The following is an 18,442-nucleotide window of genomic DNA, read 5'->3' on the forward strand; positions in this document are numbered from 1 at the left end:
CGTCGAAGACGACATAGCCATGCGCAGAGGGTTGAATTTGCGAGCGGACATTCTCCCAGACCAGGCGCGACGTTAGCCTTTCATCTCGCAGATAGCGATTGATCATGTCATGGCTCATTTCCGTTGGCGCATGGTCGGCATAGTTCGTGATCGTGTAGTTGATTTGGCTTACCAGCAAGTATTGGCAGTAATCCAGTCGGCTCGGACGTTTTGATGTCATGTCCCTTAGTTTACTGACTTGAAAGCTGCTTTGGGTTTACATCATTTTTAAAATAGCTCACTTTTTTTGCGTAAGTCCTAATAATATAGACTGGTGCATCGCTTGATTTGCCATGCCCCAGTTACGTCATTCCGCCATGCTTCTGGCCGGAATCCAGTGATTTATTTTTCTCTCTCCAGAGGTTTACGGATTTCCTCGTTGCAAAGTGAGGACAAAACTCACACCCTGATCCACATTCTGCACATTGATAGTCCCGCCCATCTTCGCCATATAAGTCTTGGCTACAAACAGACCCTGGCCACGGTTGCCATTCGCGCCCGAGTCATGCTGGTCCGATACGCCGTACTCAAAAATCTTGTCGATCAAATCTTCGGCAATATGCGGGCCATCATTGTGGATAGTAATAGTCACCGCAGTTTCACTATCTTGTAACCTGATACTAATAGAACTATCAGTCTTGCGATAACGCTGGGCATTGCGCAAGACATGGGTGACGACATCTTCAAGTGAATATTCATCGGCCTTGACCATAATGACTTCATCCGGCCCTTGATAGACCACATCCGGTATGTCCACCATGGGTGCATTGTCGGCCACGTTTTTCAGGAACAGGGTGATGTCAATTTCACTGACTTGCAGCACGGTAGACTGAAATGCCTCGCTAGGCGAAGCACTGCCATACAGCACACGTATGGCTTGCTGCATGCGGCTGATATAGCGGTTGCTCTGGTCATCTGCCGTGCCATGCAGGGCCATCAAAGACTGTAGCGGTGACATGATTTCATGGCCGACTGCATGCCACATTTCTTTCTCTTGTTCCGTGCGTATGGTTTCGCGTTCCACGTCTTCCTTTACGCGGCGCAGCAAGTCATGCAGGCAACTGGCCAGTACGCCGAGTTCATCTGGGCTGCGCAAATCGCTGACATCGAATTGCTCAAGCTCACCTGCGCCCTTCATGGTCTTCGACAGCGACACTGCGCGTCTGGTCAGCAGGGTGATGCGCCGTATGATGCTGACCTCGATCAATAGCCAGGCCAGCGTCAGCGCCAGCAACATCGCACTGACGAACCAGGACACGCGGCTGGCAACCACGCTCAGGCTCTTGCTGACGCTGCGCACATCGCCCTTCAGCAAGACTTCATAATTTGCCAGTGGCGTGCTGATGGTTTCGCGGCTTTCTAGCGGCACATCGTATTCATCGACAGGCAGGCGGCGTATCAGGCGGGTGATGATATTCCAGGATTCATCACTTTGTTCAACGATACCGGTCAGGTTGATCAGGTCATCCTTGCTGTCTTTACTGTCTTGCGCATCGCGTTTGCGTATGCGCAGGGTTTCGCCAGGCAAGAGATTGTCTTGTAAATCCTTGAGAGAGAATGGGGTTGCAGTCGGTGTACTCTTGCTGTCGAGCAGGGCAGTGTCAGAGTCAGGTGGCAGCACGGCGATGCTGACTTCCATCTGGTCCAGGTCCTGTGGCGGCCAGACCGGGCGTTTCTTTTCAAACAGGGCTTCCTGCAGCACAGGTATCGGCAGGCGCAGCGAGAAGAAAGTATTTTTCTGGCAGTCAGCATCCTTGTCGTCCTGGTCTGCCTGGTTACAGATTGCCTGTTGCCAGGCCCAGCCACGGAAGTCTTTTACCGGGCGGGCATTCGGTTTGTTGGCTTCGCTTTCGTTGAATCCTGTCCAGCGCCCGCGCACGCCCTGGTTTTGTCTCGCTGGTGCTATCTCTTCTTCAAACGGGGCTATCCATCGATACGTCTGGCCGCGCAGGCGGACGCTGACTTTCAGCCTGTGTGCCTGGGTCAGGCTTTCATTGCCACGCTTGTGCGACACCAGCTGGCTGCTATTGAAATTACCCGCTATATAGATAAAGCCACCGGCCCAGGGGTTATTGCCTATGCCGCTACAGAGTGCGCCTTCATTACCATATTGCACCAGGCAGCCTGACATGGCGATGGCTTGCTGTACCTTGTTCTGGTCATCAAAATCAATCGCAGAATACGGCAGCAACAGAGGGCGCAGGGATGCGCGTTTGCCGTCAGCAGGAGGATTCAACAAGGCCAGTTGCCCGGCAGGGTGGCGCAGGGTGGCGGATATCTGCAAACGGGTTTTATTGAAATTGCTTTGATAATTGTTATAGCTGAGTTGCTTTTCCTGCTGCAAGACAGACAGCGCCAACCCCACGGTTGCCAGCGCCAGCAATAAGAAAACGCCACGGAATAAAATCCGCAGCCGGTAAGTCGCCAGCAAAAACTTGCTCATCTCAGCTTATGCCCGCGTCGTCATCCACCCATCTGAAACCGCGCATGGGGACGTTTTCTATGCATTCAAAGTCAGCATCAATCTCGCGAAATGCATCGCGTATCGTCGATACATGCTTGCGTATATTGTCGCGGTTGCGACCGCTCTTGACGACTTCATACAGGTCTTCATACGACACCACCTGGCCACGTCTGGCAAACAGGGCGGCCAGTATGCGTTGTGCAGTCAGTGGCAGGTTGATGCGCTGGCCGCGCCAGATGGGGGTGCGCTGACGCAAGGGATCCATGCTGAGCTGGTCGGCAGCGGGGCTTTTTGCGGCTTCTTTATAAGAGGCGGTCTGGCTCTCTTTATGCAGCTTGCGTTCCTTGACTGAGCGCAGCATTTCCAGAAAGGTTTCGATGAAATCAGCTTCTTCAAAAGTGGCTTTTTGCAGGTAATCCCAGGCATCCAGGGCTTTCATGATGCTGCGGTAGATGGTGGCCGGCATGGCAGACACCACCAGCACCGGTGTGGCATGCTGCTTGTTGATGGCATTGATGATGGCAACCCCGGCATGGCGCTCGCGCCCCAGTTCAATATCGAGCACCACCAGGTCATAGTTTTCGCGTGCGATGGCGGCTTCAGCATCGTCACGGCTGAACCACTGGTCTATCTGTATACCCGGTTTTGCTGCTTCTATCCAGGTTTTTAACTGATTACTGGTGGGCAGATCGTCTTCGATGACAGCTACTTTGACCACGGTTTTCTCCTGCAATGTATTCAATAACCGCAGTATCCACGCTTTCGCCGTAAATGTCATAAAGCCGCTGTGAGTTTTTCTTCACACGCGGCAAGGCTTATTCCAGGCGCGGAATAAATAGCTTGCCACAGTGATATTTCTGCCCCCGCCCCAGCATTGTATGTTCCGCGGGCTGCGGCGCATGATGTGTCTCAGGGAAGCAGGGCAAACGCCACTGCACGAAACCCTGAAAAAACCACCATCATTGGAGAGCCATCATGTCTGACCGTATCAAATCCCTGGTACAAGCCGTAAGATCCACTCTGTCTTCCGTTTTCAGCAAAAGCGCATCGGGGATCAAAGCCGGGGCCAGGGTCACGACAGAATCAGGCATGTTCAGCAAAGTCACTTTCAAGCGCCTGGTAGTGCTCAGCCTGGTAGGTGGTGCCGTGTATGCGATCAGCACTCATCCACCGGTCAAACATATCCCGCGTGGTGACGTGGGTGTGCGTATCAACCAGTTGACCGGTCATGCTGATCAGGTGCGTGACGGTGCCCTGATTGTCGTACCCGGCCTGCATGAGTTGCGCCTGTTCAGCCTGCAAGACCAGTTATACAAACCCACACGCAGCAGCCGTGCCGATGGCGAAGCACCGTTCCAGTCGGTAGAAGGTTTGTCACTCGGTGTAGACCTGAGCATACGTTATGCAGTTGACCCGACCAAGCTGACCAATATGTCCACCAGCCTGCCAGAGAACATCAATACCGACATCGTTGAACCGGCAGTGCAGGGCGTCATCTACAAGGCATTCACCTTGTATACAGTACGCGAGATATTTTCCACCAAGCGCGCAGAAATCCAGAAACAGATAGAAGCTGAATTAAAACCCAAACTGGCCGCTGACGGCATCATCCTGCGCAGTGTAATGATGGGCAAGGTTGATTTGCCTGCCGACTATAAACGCGGCATGGAGAAACTGCTGGCCGAAGAACTGGAAAGCGAAAAAATGCGCTATACGCTGGAACTCAAAGACAAGCAGGTCAAGCAAACCGCGCTGGAAGCTGACGCTGACAAGATCAAGCGCGAGAAGGCCGCTGAGGCAGCAGGCAATGAACAAATCATCGCCGCCAAAGCGCAGGAAGAAGCCATGAAGCACGTTCTGCCTTTCAAGGAAAAACAGATAGAGCAACGCAAGTTTGAAGCCGAAGCAGAAAAAATGGCCCGCATCAAAACGTCAGAAGGTACGGCACAGGCCCGCGTCATCGAAGCACAGGGTGAGGCTGATTCCCGTCGCAAACTGGCCGATGCCGAAGCCTACAGGCAAGACCTGGTCGGCAAGGTCGCCAGCGTGCAGATGGAAAGAGAAGGTGCTTTGCTGAGCAAGCACCCCTTGTTGATACAGAAAACCATGGCCGACAAATTATCAGACAAGATCTCGGTCATCATCGCGCCACCACCAACAGATGGCAGTTTCATTGGTGCGACATTGCTGGGCAGCGGCAAGAACAACAGGCAAGGCATGCAAAAAGCAGCTACCGAAGCTGAAACAGAAACCACTAACGAAAACAAAGAGAGCCAATAATCATGTTTGCTACCTTAGCTGCTGTCGCCGTGCTCGCTGTTGTCACACAGGACCAGGCACAATTGCGTGCTGCCCCCAAGGACGGTGCACAACAACAGGCCATACTGTGGCAGGGCGACAGCCTGGAAATTCGTGGTGAAAAACTCGACTACCTGCAAGTGTATGACCACAGACGAGAACGTGCAGGCTATATCAAGACATCACAAGTGCGCCTGGTCTCCATGCAGCCCGATGATGCACCCGATGCCTTCGCCGTCATCCGCTTCCTGCGTGATACGCCGGGTGCAGAATCCCTGGGCATCAGCTATACCGCTGCTTACCTCAAAGCTGCTCCCGCCAGCGCCATAGGTGCAGAAGCCTTTGATGCACTTGGCAGCATGGCAGAGCGCCTGGCGAAGCGCGCATCGAGCAAACAGCCCAAGCAAAATGAAGCCACCATTGCCGCCCACCTCGAAGTGGTTGCCAATTACGGCATCAACATCAAAGGCTATGAACGCGAAGGCCGTATGCAACTCTGCTACGACGGCGAAGCCTTCCGCCGTGTACTGGCCATGAATGCCACACCCGACCAAAAAGCCCGTGCTGCCCTGGCAGTAACCAGACAGGATTGTATAGACCCCACCATGCGTCCCACCGAGCGCTATGCACTCGACCAGTGGCGTGCCGATGTACTCGACAAGGTCAACACCACCAGCCTGCCCGAGTATCTGAAAAACCGTATGCGCATGCGCAAGGCCAGCGTCTGGTCCAGCATCGCCTTCCAGCGCGCCCGCAAAGGCGAAAAGGTGGATGACGCCGCTAATCGCGCATTGACCGAACTGGCCGCTGTCAATAAAGAAGAATTCGCTGATGAAGATGTCTATACCTATGCCGACGCTGGTGTACGGGTAGGCACGACGCGTTGGGCGGCTGAACCCGCCATCATCCCCAAACCTGGCCTGAACATCATCACCGCTCCAGGCCAGCCGGGTGAAACCTGCGTCATGCTGACTGATGCCAAACATGACATTAAAACCCCGCTGGCAAAGCGCTGCACCTATAGCGTGGTCTGGGCCGCATCTGCCCGCGCCAATGCACAAAACACTGCGCTGACTCTGGCCGTACAACCCATGGAAAACTGGCGCGAACTCTGGTTATTCCATCAGACCAGCCAGGGCTGGATTATCGACATCCTGCCCCCAGCGAATAGTGACCCCGATCTTGGCTATGCAGAATTCGCAGGCTGGGTGCCTGGCATCAACAAAATGCTGGTAGCACGCGAAGCCAAAGTCGAAGGCCGTTTCAAGAAGAGCTTTGAAATCGTCAGCATGGACAGTCTGCAAGTAGAAAATTTTGCCGACAAGCCAGGTTCTTTGAGTGTGTTCTACAAGTGGCAAGACCCGGCATGGAAGAGACAGACCATCAGTTTGAGGTGAGATAGTTGTAGTGAGCGCGGTGGCAGTAGGCAGTCGTAGTAATCATTAATAGTAATGCAGGCCTTTATTCAAAACGATACTTAAACATTTATATCATTACCAGGAGTTTTGCCATGAATTTCAAATTAGCGTTCGTCGTGCTGTTATTCGCCAACAGCATCGCTTTTGCACAGGATGTGTCTCCCAAGATGCAATTGCCTGACTGGGCAAACAAGCAGCTTGATGGCTTGTCCAAACAAGAATCTATCGAGGTCAACAGCCGCATCAATCCCTTTGTCTGGCGTGGCAATTTTCTGGGTGCTGGCAAGGGCGACCTGGCGGTCCTGGTCAAAGATAGCAAGAGTAATAAAGAAGGTATCGTTTTTTTGTCGCACGGCAAAGCCAAGCCTGTCATTGTTGGCGCAGGACATACAACAGGCAATGGTGGTGACGATTTTTCCTGGCTGGAACTTTGGTATGTCGAAGATAAAGGCTCACAGCCGCACAGCTATCATGCCAAGTCTGTCAAATTGCAACACGATGGCATCGTTGTTGCGAAAGAAGGCTCTGCCAGCGGCTTGATTTATTTGAAGTCGGGTAAGGCAGTCTGGCAGCAGCAAGGCGACTGATTTTTGCACATGGGCGTGAATGGGGCGGGATTTAAAACAAATGTCTGGACATCAGAACGATGTCCAGACGCTGAATGACACCTCTTTGATGTCCTGGTCACTTTACATGAGCAAGGAGCGATCAGCGTAGTTCAGGATAAGCAATTTCAAGCGCCCGCACACGCGGCGCGCGATCTTGGCAGAAAAATATTAAATAGTCTTTAAGCATGTTTAAAATATATTTTTAACTTTGTTTGACATTTACTGAAGGTTTTCATTTATGCTGGTAATCAATGCACGGTAGCTAAGTGCTTTTTTGAAATATTGCCGCAGACAAACGAAGATGCCATTGGAATCGCAACAATTTGAAGTCAATAAGGTGGGTGATGAGTAAGTCCAGCCCCCTATTTCGCCCTGAAGTGACAGCAGCATTAGGTAGCCAATGGATGGGTTCCATCCGCCTGGCACAGCCGCTGTCCGCTTCTTTAATTGCGATTGTTGCCCTGATCATTGCCGCGGTGTTGATTGCTTACATCACTTTCGGCAGCATCACCAAAAAAGCCCGCGTCACTGGTATCACAGTGCCTATAGGTGGCCAGCTTAGCGTGGCTGCACCCAATGCCGGTATCTTGCTGACTACCCACGTCAAGGAAGGCGAGCAAGTCAAAGCCGGGCAAATCCTGTTTACTCTGAGTACCGAGCGCCAGAACAGCCAGGGCGAAATTACCGCCTTGGTCGCCCAGCAACTTGCCAGCCGTGCCGACAGCATGGCCGCAGAACAAAGATTGCGCCAAAGCCAGTATCAGGAAAAAAAGCAGGCCTTGCAACAAAGACTGGCGAACCTGGCCCAGGAACATACCCAGCTTGAGCAAGAATTGCTGCTTTCCCAGCGTCGCCAGCAACTGGCACAGCAAAGCGTCGCCAAGTATGAAACCCTGCAAGGCAATGGCTATGTCTCCGCTGCCCAGACCCAGCAAAAGCAGGAAGACCTGCTCGACATCAGCACCCGCTTAAGCACGCTGCAACGTAGCAAAACCCAGTTGCAGGCCAACCAGATTGCCCTGCAATCAGAACTCGATACTTTATCGAATAGTCTGTCAACCGACCTGACACAGATAGAAAGAGCCAAGGCCAGCCTCAAGCAAGAAGTCGCAGAAAATGCAAATCGCCAGGCGGTGCAAATTATAGCAACACAAGCAGGCACGATTACCGCCCTGACCAATCAGCCAGGGCAAGCCATCAATACAGGGCAAGTACTGGCCAGCCTGATACCTGTTGATGCCAGGACCGCTCAAGCAGGCAAGACAGAAACAGGATCGCTGGAAGCCCATCTGTATGCCCCTAGCCGCACAGCAGGTTTTATCCAGCCAGGGCAGGAAGTGTTGATACGCTATGCCGCCTTTCCTTATCAGAAGTTCGGCTTGCACAAGGCAACAGTGGTCGATGTCAGCCGCACCCCATTCGCACCGTCTGAACTACCGCAGAATCTGGCAACGACGATACTGAGCAATGCCCAGCAAGCCATCAATGGTTTCAACAGTAATGAAGCGCTGTACCGCATCAAGGTAAGGTTGCATGAGCAAAGCATCAATGCCTATGGACAAGCACAAATGCTCAAGCCCGGCATGACCTTGGAGGCGGATGTCTTGCAGGACAGCAGGAGAATTTGGGAGTGGGTGCTGGAGCCAGTGCTGGCGATGAACCCGCGTGCTTAGCAGCAGTAACAAAGAATTTCAGAATTCGATGCTGAGCCTGTCAGGAAAACCCAACAGACTCAGCCCGAAATACCGTTCAAGGTGGTCAAGACCCTGAACGGAGCAGTAAAACCATGCCATGAGGTATGGTTCACTTAACCATGTATAGGAGTAACACAAAATGCGTATTATTTCAAACGAAGAATTGTTGGATCAAATTGGCGGCGGAATTGACACTGTGACAGTCACAGGCCAAAGAATGACTCCTGAAGAAAAAGACGAATATGATCAGCAACAAGCAAGAGAAGCCGCTGATACTATTCGCCGCGAAACTCGTGGCACAACAGGCTAATGTGAGCATGTAGCTTTTGTAAAAGCAAGCGGTGTAATTTTGCGCTGCTTGCTTTTCTTAATTTTGATTTTCTAAACATAAAAATGGACTCAACAGTGAAGATGATAAACGCAATTGCTGCTTTACTTGTCCTGTTTGCCACAGCCGCAGTTAGCGCAAAACAACCGCTATCACTGCAAACTAATCATAGTCAAGAAACAGGTACTTTTATTCGTGAGTTTGAGGGAATAAGTGAATATAAATTAAGTAATGGTTTACAGATACTTCTTATACCAGATTCATCAGTAAAAAATACTGTTGTGAATTTGGTTTATCGCGTTGGCTCAAAGAACGAAGCACCTGAAGAAAAAGGTATTGCCCATCTTTTTGAACATTTTGCTGTTATGCGTGGATCTGCACAATATCCAGATTTGCAGCAGGAAATGAAAGAACGAAAATTCAAGCGTGTAGGGATTACAAGCGCGGATTACACATACTATCGCTCCAATTTCGAAGCTAAAGATAATTATCTTGACTGGATTTTAAGTGTGGAAGCAGATCGTATGCAGAACTTCTCTTATTCAAAAGAAAGTTTGCAAGTAGCTTTAGCTGAAGTATTTGACGAAATCAAAGGAAATGAATCGAGCACTAGAGGATTTCAATATAGGCAAACGCTTGCAAGTGTTTTTCAGCAACATCCCTATGGCATTGATGTTTTGGGGAGTCGCCTTGATTTGGAAAACATTCAATTGAATGAAGTAAAAAAATTCTGGGAAAAATATTACCACCCAAGCAATGCAACATTAATTATCGCAGGTAATTTTGATGTTGAAAGAGCCTTGAATTCTGCTGCGAGCGCCTTCGCTGTCATTCAAAAATCTCAGTTATCTATACCAAACATTGGCATAGATAGGTATCCGCAGTTGGGAGAAAGAGAATTTGTTATTCGTCGTCCCAAAGACCGATCAGCAGTTTTTCTTGCATATCATACAGTAGGAATTGATCATCCTGATTACGCTGCGATAGCTTTAGTGGGCGAATTGCTCAATAGTGATGATGGTGCAACTAGCTGGAAAAAAAATTTCTTAAATTCAAAAAAATCAAGCAATTTCGATAGCGCTATTTTGCAATTCTCAGATGCAAACGCATTGATTTTTTACGCCGAACTAGATTTCGGCGACGCAGAAAAAATCCCTCAAACAAAAGCGTTCTTTTTGCTGCAAGAATCGAATTTGGGGAAGAAAAAATTCAGTCAAATCGAATTGGATGAAATTAAAAAGCAATACAAAGAGAAATCGATTAATGAACGTAAAGACATTAAGAAGTTTTCAGAAAATTTGTCCCGTTATGTCGCTGCAGGTAACTGGCAACTATATTTCTCAGTGCGTGATCGCATACAAAAAATGACATTAGGTCGTTTGCAAGAAATCTCAAATGCTTGGTTAGTCCCAAATAATCGAACTACTGGAATTTTTATTGAAGACAAAAATGTGAAATGACAGTTTTCGATTAAATTTGAAAGCTAATTTTCTGCATAACCAAAATCGCTTCAGGATTTCTGTTTGAAAAACACAAATGATTTGAAAGAAAATTATCCGGTCTCAAATTATTTTTGAAAAATTATGAGCGACAGAGATATTGGCTTGAAGTCGGTAAGAAACCATTGGTGGGCACTACGTGAAAGATGTTGAATGCACTATTCGGATGTAAACAGAATTACTTTTCCTGCACTTTAATTTCGTTTGCACCTTTAGAAAATATTCCGGTTAGACGCTTTTTAAGAATGAAACCCCTTCTCCAAACCGAATCAAGCGAATGCGGTCTCGCCTGCCTCGCCATGGTTGCCAGCCATTTTGGCTATCACACTGACCTGGCTGATTTACGCCGTCAGTTCTCGATCAGCCTCAAAGGTGCGACGCTGGCGCAACTAATGCGGCATGCGTCTTCCATGCAATTGAACAGCCGCCCGCTGCGACTTGAGTTGGATGAGCTTGATCAACTGGCCTTGCCTTGCATCCTGCACTGGAACCTGAATCACTTCGTGGTACTCAAAGCCGTGCGCAAGGATTGGCGTGGCAAGGTCACTCTGGTTTTGCTTGACCCTGCAGTCGGAGAAAGACGGGTTGCGCTGGAGGAAGCATCCAGTCACTTTACCGGCGTAGCACTGGAGCTGGCACCCAGCCCTTCATTCAAACCCAAGGAAGAAAAAAAGCAAGTTGCCCTGCGTGACTTGACAGGCCATATCGTCGGCCTGCGTTCTGCCATCGTCAAGGTATTGGCACTGGCTTTGGCGCTGGAGATATTTGCCATCTGCGCACCGCTGTTCAACCAATTTGTCATTGATGAAGTCATCGTCAGCGGTGACAAAGAATTACTGGTCGTGCTGGTGTTTGGTTTTGCACTGTTGAAGATCACCCAGAATGCCATAGGCCTTGCCCGTAGCTGGTTTTTGATGCGCTGGAGCATGGATATCAGCCTGCAGTGGTCGGCACGCGTGTTTGCCCATCTGGTGCGTTTGCCAGTCTCTTATTTTGAAAAGCGCCATCTCGGTGATGTGGTGTCGCGCTTTGGTTCCATCGGGTCTATACAGAGCACCCTGACGTCCATGTTTGTTGAGAGCGCACTCGATGGCCTGATGGCCGTGCTGGCGCTGGTCATGATGCTGGTGTATAGCCTCAAACTGAGCATGCTCGTCTTGGGTGCAGTGGTTCTTTACGCAGGTTTGCGCTGGGCTTTCTACCAACCTTTCCGTGAAGCATCACAAGAGCGGCTGATTCTGTCTTCCAAAGAGAGTTCCCATTTCCTGGAAACCATGCGCGCAGTCACCCCCTTGAAGCTGTTTGGCCGTGAAACTGAACGACTGTCGCGCTGGCAAAACCTGAAGATCGATGTACAGAACCGCGATATCAAGACGCAAAAGCTGTCGATCATTTTCAAGGTCAGCAATACCCTGATCTTTGGCATACAAGGCCTGGCGCTGTTTTATATCGGTGCTGGCCAGGTCATGCAAAATACCTTGACGGTGGGTATGCTGATGGCCTTCTCCAGCTATGCGGGTACTTTTACTGGCCGCATTTCCAGCCTCATTGATGTGTTCATCAGTTACCGCATGCTCAGCCTGCATAGTGAAAGGCTGGCAGACATCGTGCTGGAAGAAGCCGAGGCAGAAACTGCCGTCGAAACCGATATCTCGCGTATCAAGGCGGTTATTACCCTCAAGAACATCAAGTTCCGTTATGCCGAAGGTGAACCCTGGGTGTTGAGTGATGTGAACCTGACCATACCTGCCGGGCAAAGCATCGCCCTGGTTGGACCCAGTGGTTGTGGTAAAACTACCTTGTGCAAGATCATTCTGGGTTTGTTGAAACCAACAGAAGGTGAAGTGCTGATCGATGATATCCCCATCACCCAGCTAGGCGTCAAGACTTACCGCCAGTTGGTGGGTACGGTCATGCAGGAAGATGTCTTGCTGGCCGGGTCCATCATGGACAATATTGCTTTCTTCGATAGCCATTGTGACCAACAGAGGGTGGAAGAATGCGCCAAACTCGCTGCCATTCATGAAGAAATCAGCAAGATGCCCATGGGTTATCAAACCCTGGTTGGTGATATGGGCAGCAGCCTGTCTGGCGGACAAAAGCAGCGTGTGCTGCTGGCGCGTGCCTTGTACAAACAACCCAAGGTATTGGCATTGGATGAAGCGACCAGTCATCTGGATGTAAACAATGAAAACAAGGTCAATCAGGCACTCGGCAATTTGCAACTGACGCGCATCATGGTGGCGCACAGACCTGAGACCATCAATGCGGCGGAACGAGTAGTATCTATCCAGGAGGGGGCTGTAGTGGAGGTGCGGGCAGCTGTTGCGAAAGAAGATGGAGCGGGTTTGAAGCTGGCTTGAACAGTCAATTTTTATAGACATCTGGCGGACACAATTGGTGTTCCAGATATGCTTGTTGTCTATGATAACAAATTTGGCTGATTGAAAACTGTAAGGAACAAGCAAATGACTACAGAAAAAAAGAGCATTTTCGAATCCAGCAAAATGGCTGTGTATGTTGCGCTATTAGCCAATGTCTCAGTGTTTTTATTTTTTATGATGCATGGTATCCGCGATGGTGCACCAATGTGGAGTTTCTGGGTGCCGCTCGCGGCCTTTATCATGCTCGAAGCCTATACCGTCTTTGAAGAATACAAAAAAACAAATGCAATGACGATGAGGATTAACCTCAGGGCACAGTGGACTGGCATCGTATTCTTTTTCCTGGCGCTGTTCTTGATCATGACCAGGAACTGGGCTGAATATAAATTGAGTATGGCTGATGCATTTATCTTGTGTGCCCTGGTTGGTTGTATCAAGGATAGTATTTTGCAGGCCATGGCAATGCATAGATTTTCCGGCTTTTCCGGCTTATGATGGCTTGGCTGACTGCCGTACTCTAAGGTATTGGTGAGTAGAAAAATACAGCGATTTTGAACTCTGCCCAATACAAAATGGCAAGACTTTTATCGGTCTCTGCCACGCCGGTTTAGCTCGTAAGCAGGCTCACGCTCGTGTAAGATATGTCTCTGTATTGATGCAGGAACGAGCATGATGAACATGATGGAAACCCTGGGTGCAGTGATTTTTGGCCTGGCCCTGTTGCATACTTTCAGCGCCAAGTTTTTTGAAGTGCTGGCGCACCGGCATGTCAGGCATGCGGGCCTGTTTCACTTACTGGGTGAAGTCGAAGTTGTGTTTGGCTTCTGGGCTTTTGTGCTCATCGTCGTCATGGCGCTGGTGTCTGGTGGTGATGCCGCCGTGGCGTATGCCGAGTCGCGTCAATATACCGAACCCCTGTTTGTCTTTGTCGTCATGGTGGTCGCTGCATCGCGCCCTGTGCTGGAGATCGTTGGCCGTGTGCTCAAGGTGCTGGCGCGTTTCACGCCTGTACCTGATGCGCTGGCGATGGTGTGGTTTGGCCTGGCAGTCGTGCCCTTGCTGGGTTCATTGATTACCGAGCCGGCAGCGATGACCTTGGCTGCGCTGATGCTGGCACCAAGAATTTTTAGACAGGGCATGCCAGAGTGGCTCAAGTATGCTGCGCTGGGTGTGCTGTTCGTCAATGTCTCCGTAGGCGGTACGTTGACTTCCTATGCCGCGCCACCGGTGCTGATGGTGGCATCAGTGTGGCAATGGGATAGCGCCTTCATGCTGGCCACTTTTGGCTGGAAGGCGGCTGTGGCCGTGTTGTTCAATGCCAGCGTGATTACACTGCTTTTGCGCAAGCATATACCTGCACAGAATGCAGCAGACAGCACCCAAGTACAGACCGTGCCACTGGTCGTCAGCCTGATACATCTGGCTTTTCTGGCGGGTGTGGTTTTGTTTGCCCATCATCCTGTATTCTTCCTCGGCCTGTTCCTGTTCTTCATGGGCTATACCCAGGCGTATGAACGCCATCAAAGCCCTTTGATTTTAAAAGAGGGTTTGCTGGTCGGTTTCTTTCTCGCTGGCCTGGTGGTGCTGGGCGGCATGCAGCAATGGTGGTTGCAACCCATCGTCTCCAGCCTGCAGCCGCATACCCTGTTTTTCGCAGCCTTGGGCCTGACGGCGATTACCGATAATGCGGCACTGACTTATCTGGGTTCCTTGATTGCTGGTCTCAGTGAACAGGCAAAATACCTGCTGGTCGCCGGTGCGGTCGCTGGCGGCGGGCTGACCGTCATCGCCAATGCCCCCAATCCCGCAGGCGTGGCTTTATTGAAGCGTGGCTTCAATGATGAATCGATAGGCGCAGTTGGTTTATTGCTGGGCGCCTTGCCGCCCACGCTGGTAGCGGCATTGATGTTCTTGCTTTGATGCGGAATATTAAGCAGGATTTGATGCGGGATGTGATGCGGATCAGGGTCTGCTGATATTGCTGATGTTGGCACATTTCAAAAAAACAGATTTGAACTATACTGAATCAAGCGCTACTACATGAACTGGCTTGCCTTGCCCTGATAGGATCAAGCCTGGATAGGCATAGTCTGACAGACTACGACCGCTCAAGCGTGTAGTATCTTTACTGTCACAGCATGATGTTTTCTTCATGAATATGCAGACAGGTATGCCTTGGTGTTCACCTTTATCAGCGATGGATATATGCCATGCCGGATGAGAAAAATGATCAAGCACAACAAAACACCCCGCACTCAGGAATAGTGGCGCCTGTTGCTGCAACGGACCCGCCCGCAAATCTGCCTGCAAATACGTTATCAGGCACGGTATCAGGCAATCTGGCAGAGCAGGCTAATCTATCCCCGTCTGCCATCCCAGTGACACAGGCTGCAACTGCGACCAAAGAAACAGTTAAAGGGCATGCCCCTTCTCCTTACCTGGCAGATGAATCACCCTGGCGCACGATGATACGTGTCATTACCGCGCGCCTGCGGGCTACCTCCATGCGTACAGCCAAGGGCATTACCCAGCGTACCCTGAAGATAGGCGTGTCTGCCCGCATCTTCCATCCGCAGAACGGTGCAAAGGGCTTGTCGAGCAAGACCCTGCAGTATCTGGAAGAATCCATTGCCCAATGGGTCATGGCGCGCGATGTGATGGTGTTCATGATCCCCTCAGTCAATACCAATGGCCTGATACGGCCCAGCAATATACGCTTGCGTGACTACGCCAGGCATCTTGATGGCCTGGTCTTGCAAGGTGGTGCAGACGTCGCACCTGAAAGTTATTCACAACAATCGACCCGCCCTGAGTGGAATGGTGACCGCACGCGCGACATGTATGAACTCGAGTTGTTGCATGAATTTATCGAGGCCGACAAACCGCTGCTCGGTATCTGCCGTGGTTGCCAGTTATTGAATGTGGCTTTTGGTGGCAGCCTGTACCAGGACATCGTCACTGAAGTGCCGGGCGCTCTTGCTCACGTCAATGACCTGTACGACCAGCATGGCCATGAATTGCAGTTTACGCCGCAATCTTCACTGGCACAGCTGTTCCCGCCTGGTGTTGTTGCTAAAGTTAATTCCATCCACCATCAATCGATCAAGAATCTGGGCAGGGATATCAAGGTAGAGGCCATTTCACCTGCAGACAACATCGTTGAAGCCATACGCTACCAAAAAGCAAAATTTGTCGTGGGCCTGCAATGGCATCCTGAATTTCATTTGACGGGGCAGAGTGGCCTGCTTGATTGCACACCCATACTGGACAGTTTCTTGCGTGCTGCCCGGGAAACCCGATTCTGAATGTAGAAAATAATAGCCTGGTCTGGCGGAGGAGACAGCATGACCGAGTTTTCCATCAATATCAGCCAGATGGCATGGCCCTGCGTGCTTGCGCTGGCCTGGTTGCTGGGGGACATTCTCAATCGTGTCTTGCATCTGCCACGCATCAGTGTCTATGCACTGACCGGTTTTGTGCTGGTGAACCTGTTCCCGGATTACCTGTCACCACTCGATAACCACAGCCTGGTGCTGCTCGCCAATATCGCCTTTGGTTTGATGCTGTTTGAGTTTGCCTACCGCATCAACCTGCACTGGCTGCGCCTTAATCCCTGGGTGGCCGTGACAGGTTTGCTGGAAGCCGCAGCCACCTTTGCTACCGTGTATTGTGTCGCCCTATGGTATGGCAGCACGCAACTGATGTCGCTGTTACTGGCGGCACTGGCGATGTCGTCTTCACCCGCTGCCGTACTGCGCGTGATTAACGAGCAACGCAGTTCTGGTCAGGTCAGTGAACGCATCCTGCACCTGACGGCGATCAATTCTGTGCTGGCAGTTTTTGCCTTCAAACTCATCCTGGTATATGGGGTCATGCAGGCACCGGGCGATATTCTCAAAGCCTCGGCCCAGAGCTTGCAGGTGATGCTGGTGGCTTGTGCATCCGTGCTGGCGGGGACGGTATTCGGTATCTTGCTGCCCACTATATTGCGCTGGCGCGGCAGGCAGACGCAGGACAGCACTCTCGGTTTTGCCTTTGCTGTCATCGTGCTGGTGGCGCTGACCCATGCGACTGGCTTGTCACCGATACTCGCGACCCTGAGTTTTGGCCTGGTGGCAAGACACAGGCGCATCAGCCTGGGCCGTACACAAAGAAACTTTGGGGTACTTGGTGAATTGCTGGCGGTAGTGCTGTTTGTGTTTGCCGCATCGACGCTGGCGTTTTCACAGGTGCTGGCTGGTGTCATGCTGGGCAGCCTGTTGCTGGTCATGCGCCTGGGCAGCAAGATCATTGTGACTACTTTGCTGGCACCAGTCAGCGGCATCTCCATGCGCAAGGGCATGCTCAGCGGCCTGGGGCTGGCACCGGTGTCTGTCTTTCTGATCCTTAATCTTGAGCAGCCTAACAAGCTGGGCATGACCATGACGAATGAATGGTATGCCCTGGTCGCGATGACCCTGATACTGGAAATTGCAGGCCCCATCCTGACCCACCTGGCCCTGTTTGCCGCAAAAGAAACACCAGAAGAAATGGAGCAATAAGATGCCACTCGGAGAATTCATGCAGTCTGACGCTCTCTCCATGGGCGTAGAACTTGAGTTGCAACTGGTGAACCTGTCTGACTTTGATCTGACTGCTGCCAGCCCCGATCTCTTGCACCTGCTGGCGAAGAAGCCTTTTCCCGGCAACGTCACTCCAGAGATCACCCAGAGCATGATAGAAATCTGCACCGACGTGCAAACCAGATATACCGGTGTATTGGGCCAACTGACCGAGATCCGCGACACCCTCGTGCGCGCTGCCGATATCCTCAACATCGGTATATGTGGTGGTGGCACCCATCCTTTCCAGAAATGGACAGACCGCAAAATATTTTCCAAGCCACGCTTTGCCGAAGTGTCGGCACTGTATGGTTACCTGGCCAAGCAGTTCACCATCTTTGGTCAGCATGTACACATAGGCTGCACCTCCGGTGATGATGCCCTGTTCCTGCTGCATGCGCTGAACCGTTATGTGCCGCATTTCATTGCGCTGTCTGCTTCTTCACCTTATGTGCAGGGCGGTGATACGCTGTTCAATTCTGCCCGTCTCAATTCTGTGTACGCTTTCCCCTTGTCAGGCCGCGCTCCTTTCCTGCTTAATTGGGATGAATTTGCCAACGGCTATTTCAGCAAGATGGAAAAAACCGGCGTCGTCAAAAGCATGAAGGATTTTTACTGGGACATACGCCCCAAGCCAGAGTACGGCACCATAGAACTGCGCGTCTGCGATACCCCTCTGAATGTGGAAAGAGCCGCCGCCCTGGCCGCCTATCTGCAAGTCCTGTGTTCTTATCTGCTGGAAAGGCGCGAAGCTGCGCCAGAAGAAGACGACTATCTCGTCTATAACTACAACCGCTTCCAGGCCTGCCGTTTTGGCTTTGAGGGTGTCACCGTGCATCCCAAGACCTATCAAAACAGCATCTTGCGCGAAGACATACTCGCCACCTTGAACAGGCTCAAACCCCAAGCAGAAACCCTCGATGCACAAGCCGCACTGACACACCTGAGTGAAGTGGCCCGCACCGGCAACGATGCCCAATACCTGCGCCAGCAATATCAGGAAAGCGGCAGCCCCGAAGGCATGGTACATTCCGCGATACACATGTTCCGCGACCGCAGGCGCCGTACCAGGTGGGTGGCGATGTGAGCGTATGGAGTTGCTTATCGGC

14 protein-coding genes and 1 pseudogene are annotated in these 18,442 nt (G+C 51.2%); 12 read left to right on the forward strand and 3 right to left on the reverse strand.

Features of this window, described 5'->3' with window-relative positions:
* The 3 genes and pseudogenes from ACO0LL_RS17865 to ACO0LL_RS17875 all read right to left on the reverse strand — a co-directional run.
* Positions 1-220, reverse strand: a pseudogene (locus tag ACO0LL_RS17865) (IS701 family transposase); the annotation flags it as partial.
* A 183-nt stretch (positions 221-403) separates the two neighbouring features.
* Positions 404-2,482: a sensor histidine kinase gene (locus ACO0LL_RS17870; RefSeq protein WP_422952184.1), complete on the reverse strand. Its 2,079-nt coding sequence runs from the start codon at positions 2,480-2,482 to the stop codon at positions 404-406.
* 1 nt (position 2,483) lies between these two features.
* Positions 2,484-3,221 (reverse strand): response regulator transcription factor, encoded by a 738-nt coding sequence (locus tag ACO0LL_RS17875; RefSeq protein ID WP_422952185.1) that lies wholly within the window; start codon positions 3,219-3,221, stop codon positions 2,484-2,486.
* A gap of 257 nt (positions 3,222-3,478) precedes the next feature.
* Between ACO0LL_RS17875 and ACO0LL_RS17880 the strand changes: the two genes are divergently transcribed.
* From ACO0LL_RS17880 to ACO0LL_RS17935, 12 genes are all read left to right on the forward strand, one after another.
* Positions 3,479-4,783 (forward strand): SPFH domain-containing protein, encoded by a 1,305-nt coding sequence (locus ACO0LL_RS17880; RefSeq protein ID WP_422952186.1) that lies wholly within the window; start codon positions 3,479-3,481, stop codon positions 4,781-4,783.
* A 2-nt stretch (positions 4,784-4,785) separates the two neighbouring features.
* Positions 4,786-6,198 (forward strand): hypothetical protein, encoded by a 1,413-nt coding sequence (locus ACO0LL_RS17885; RefSeq protein WP_422952187.1) that lies wholly within the window; start codon positions 4,786-4,788, stop codon positions 6,196-6,198.
* 113 nt (positions 6,199-6,311) lie between these two features.
* On the forward strand, positions 6,312-6,806 hold the full coding sequence (locus ACO0LL_RS17890; RefSeq protein WP_422952188.1) for a hypothetical protein: 495 nt from the start codon (positions 6,312-6,314) through the stop codon (positions 6,804-6,806).
* A 365-nt stretch (positions 6,807-7,171) separates the two neighbouring features.
* Positions 7,172-8,500 (forward strand): biotin/lipoyl-binding protein, encoded by a 1,329-nt coding sequence (locus ACO0LL_RS17895; RefSeq protein WP_422952189.1) that lies wholly within the window; start codon positions 7,172-7,174, stop codon positions 8,498-8,500.
* Between the two features lie 160 nt (positions 8,501-8,660).
* The gene (locus ACO0LL_RS17900) at positions 8,661-8,831 is read left to right on the forward strand and encodes a hypothetical protein (protein ID WP_422952190.1); all 171 of its coding nucleotides are present in this window, start codon (positions 8,661-8,663) and stop codon (positions 8,829-8,831) included.
* Positions 8,832-8,914: 83 nt separating this feature from the next.
* Positions 8,915-10,309 (forward strand): M16 family metallopeptidase, encoded by a 1,395-nt coding sequence (locus ACO0LL_RS17905; protein WP_422952191.1) that lies wholly within the window; start codon positions 8,915-8,917, stop codon positions 10,307-10,309.
* 284 nt (positions 10,310-10,593) lie between these two features.
* Positions 10,594-12,711, forward strand: coding sequence for a peptidase domain-containing ABC transporter (locus ACO0LL_RS17910; protein WP_422952192.1), 2,118 nt, complete (start codon positions 10,594-10,596; stop codon positions 12,709-12,711).
* Positions 12,712-12,816: 105 nt separating this feature from the next.
* Positions 12,817-13,227, forward strand: coding sequence for a hypothetical protein (locus ACO0LL_RS17915; RefSeq protein ID WP_422952193.1), 411 nt, complete (start codon positions 12,817-12,819; stop codon positions 13,225-13,227).
* A gap of 177 nt (positions 13,228-13,404) precedes the next feature.
* Positions 13,405-14,652, forward strand: coding sequence for a putative Na+/H+ antiporter (locus tag ACO0LL_RS17920; protein ID WP_422952295.1), 1,248 nt, complete (start codon positions 13,405-13,407; stop codon positions 14,650-14,652).
* Positions 14,653-14,942: 290 nt separating this feature from the next.
* On the forward strand, positions 14,943-16,037 hold the full coding sequence (locus tag ACO0LL_RS17925) for a gamma-glutamyl-gamma-aminobutyrate hydrolase family protein (protein WP_422952194.1): 1,095 nt from the start codon (positions 14,943-14,945) through the stop codon (positions 16,035-16,037).
* Positions 16,038-16,076: 39 nt separating this feature from the next.
* Positions 16,077-17,273, forward strand: coding sequence for a cation:proton antiporter (locus ACO0LL_RS17930; protein ID WP_422952195.1), 1,197 nt, complete (start codon positions 16,077-16,079; stop codon positions 17,271-17,273).
* 1 nt (position 17,274) lies between these two features.
* Positions 17,275-18,420, forward strand: a complete 1,146-nt coding sequence (locus tag ACO0LL_RS17935; protein WP_422952196.1) for a YbdK family carboxylate-amine ligase — start codon at positions 17,275-17,277, stop codon at positions 18,418-18,420.
* Positions 18,421-18,442 lie beyond the last annotated feature (22 nt).

The sequence above is a fragment of the Undibacterium sp. TC4M20W genome (genome assembly GCF_049340245.1).
Taxonomy (GTDB): domain Bacteria; phylum Pseudomonadota; class Gammaproteobacteria; order Burkholderiales; family Burkholderiaceae_D; genus Undibacterium.

Bases quoted from the DNA above. Each gene is read 5' to 3' on its own strand.
- ACO0LL_RS17930 (WP_422952195.1), top strand. From the start codon at position 16,077: ATGACCGAGTTTTCCATCAATATCAGCCAGATGGCATGGCCCTGCGTG.
- ACO0LL_RS17920 (WP_422952295.1), top strand. From the start codon at position 13,405: ATGAACATGATGGAAACCCTGGGTGCAGTGATTTTTGGCCTGGCCCTG.
- ACO0LL_RS17895 (WP_422952189.1), top strand. From the start codon at position 7,172: ATGAGTAAGTCCAGCCCCCTATTTCGCCCTGAAGTGACAGCAGCATTA.
- ACO0LL_RS17915 (WP_422952193.1), top strand. From the start codon at position 12,817: ATGACTACAGAAAAAAAGAGCATTTTCGAATCCAGCAAAATGGCTGTG.
- ACO0LL_RS17880 (WP_422952186.1), top strand. From the start codon at position 3,479: ATGTCTGACCGTATCAAATCCCTGGTACAAGCCGTAAGATCCACTCTG.
- ACO0LL_RS17900 (WP_422952190.1), top strand. From the start codon at position 8,661: ATGCGTATTATTTCAAACGAAGAATTGTTGGATCAAATTGGCGGCGGA.
- ACO0LL_RS17905 (WP_422952191.1), top strand. From the start codon at position 8,915: ATGGACTCAACAGTGAAGATGATAAACGCAATTGCTGCTTTACTTGTC.
- ACO0LL_RS17925 (WP_422952194.1), top strand. From the start codon at position 14,943: ATGCCGGATGAGAAAAATGATCAAGCACAACAAAACACCCCGCACTCA.
- ACO0LL_RS17890 (WP_422952188.1), top strand. From the start codon at position 6,312: ATGAATTTCAAATTAGCGTTCGTCGTGCTGTTATTCGCCAACAGCATC.
- ACO0LL_RS17870 (WP_422952184.1), bottom strand. From the start codon at position 2,482: ATGAGCAAGTTTTTGCTGGCGACTTACCGGCTGCGGATTTTATTCCGT.
- ACO0LL_RS17885 (WP_422952187.1), top strand. From the start codon at position 4,786: ATGTTTGCTACCTTAGCTGCTGTCGCCGTGCTCGCTGTTGTCACACAG.
- ACO0LL_RS17935 (WP_422952196.1), top strand. From the start codon at position 17,275: ATGCCACTCGGAGAATTCATGCAGTCTGACGCTCTCTCCATGGGCGTA.
- ACO0LL_RS17910 (WP_422952192.1), top strand. From the start codon at position 10,594: ATGAAACCCCTTCTCCAAACCGAATCAAGCGAATGCGGTCTCGCCTGC.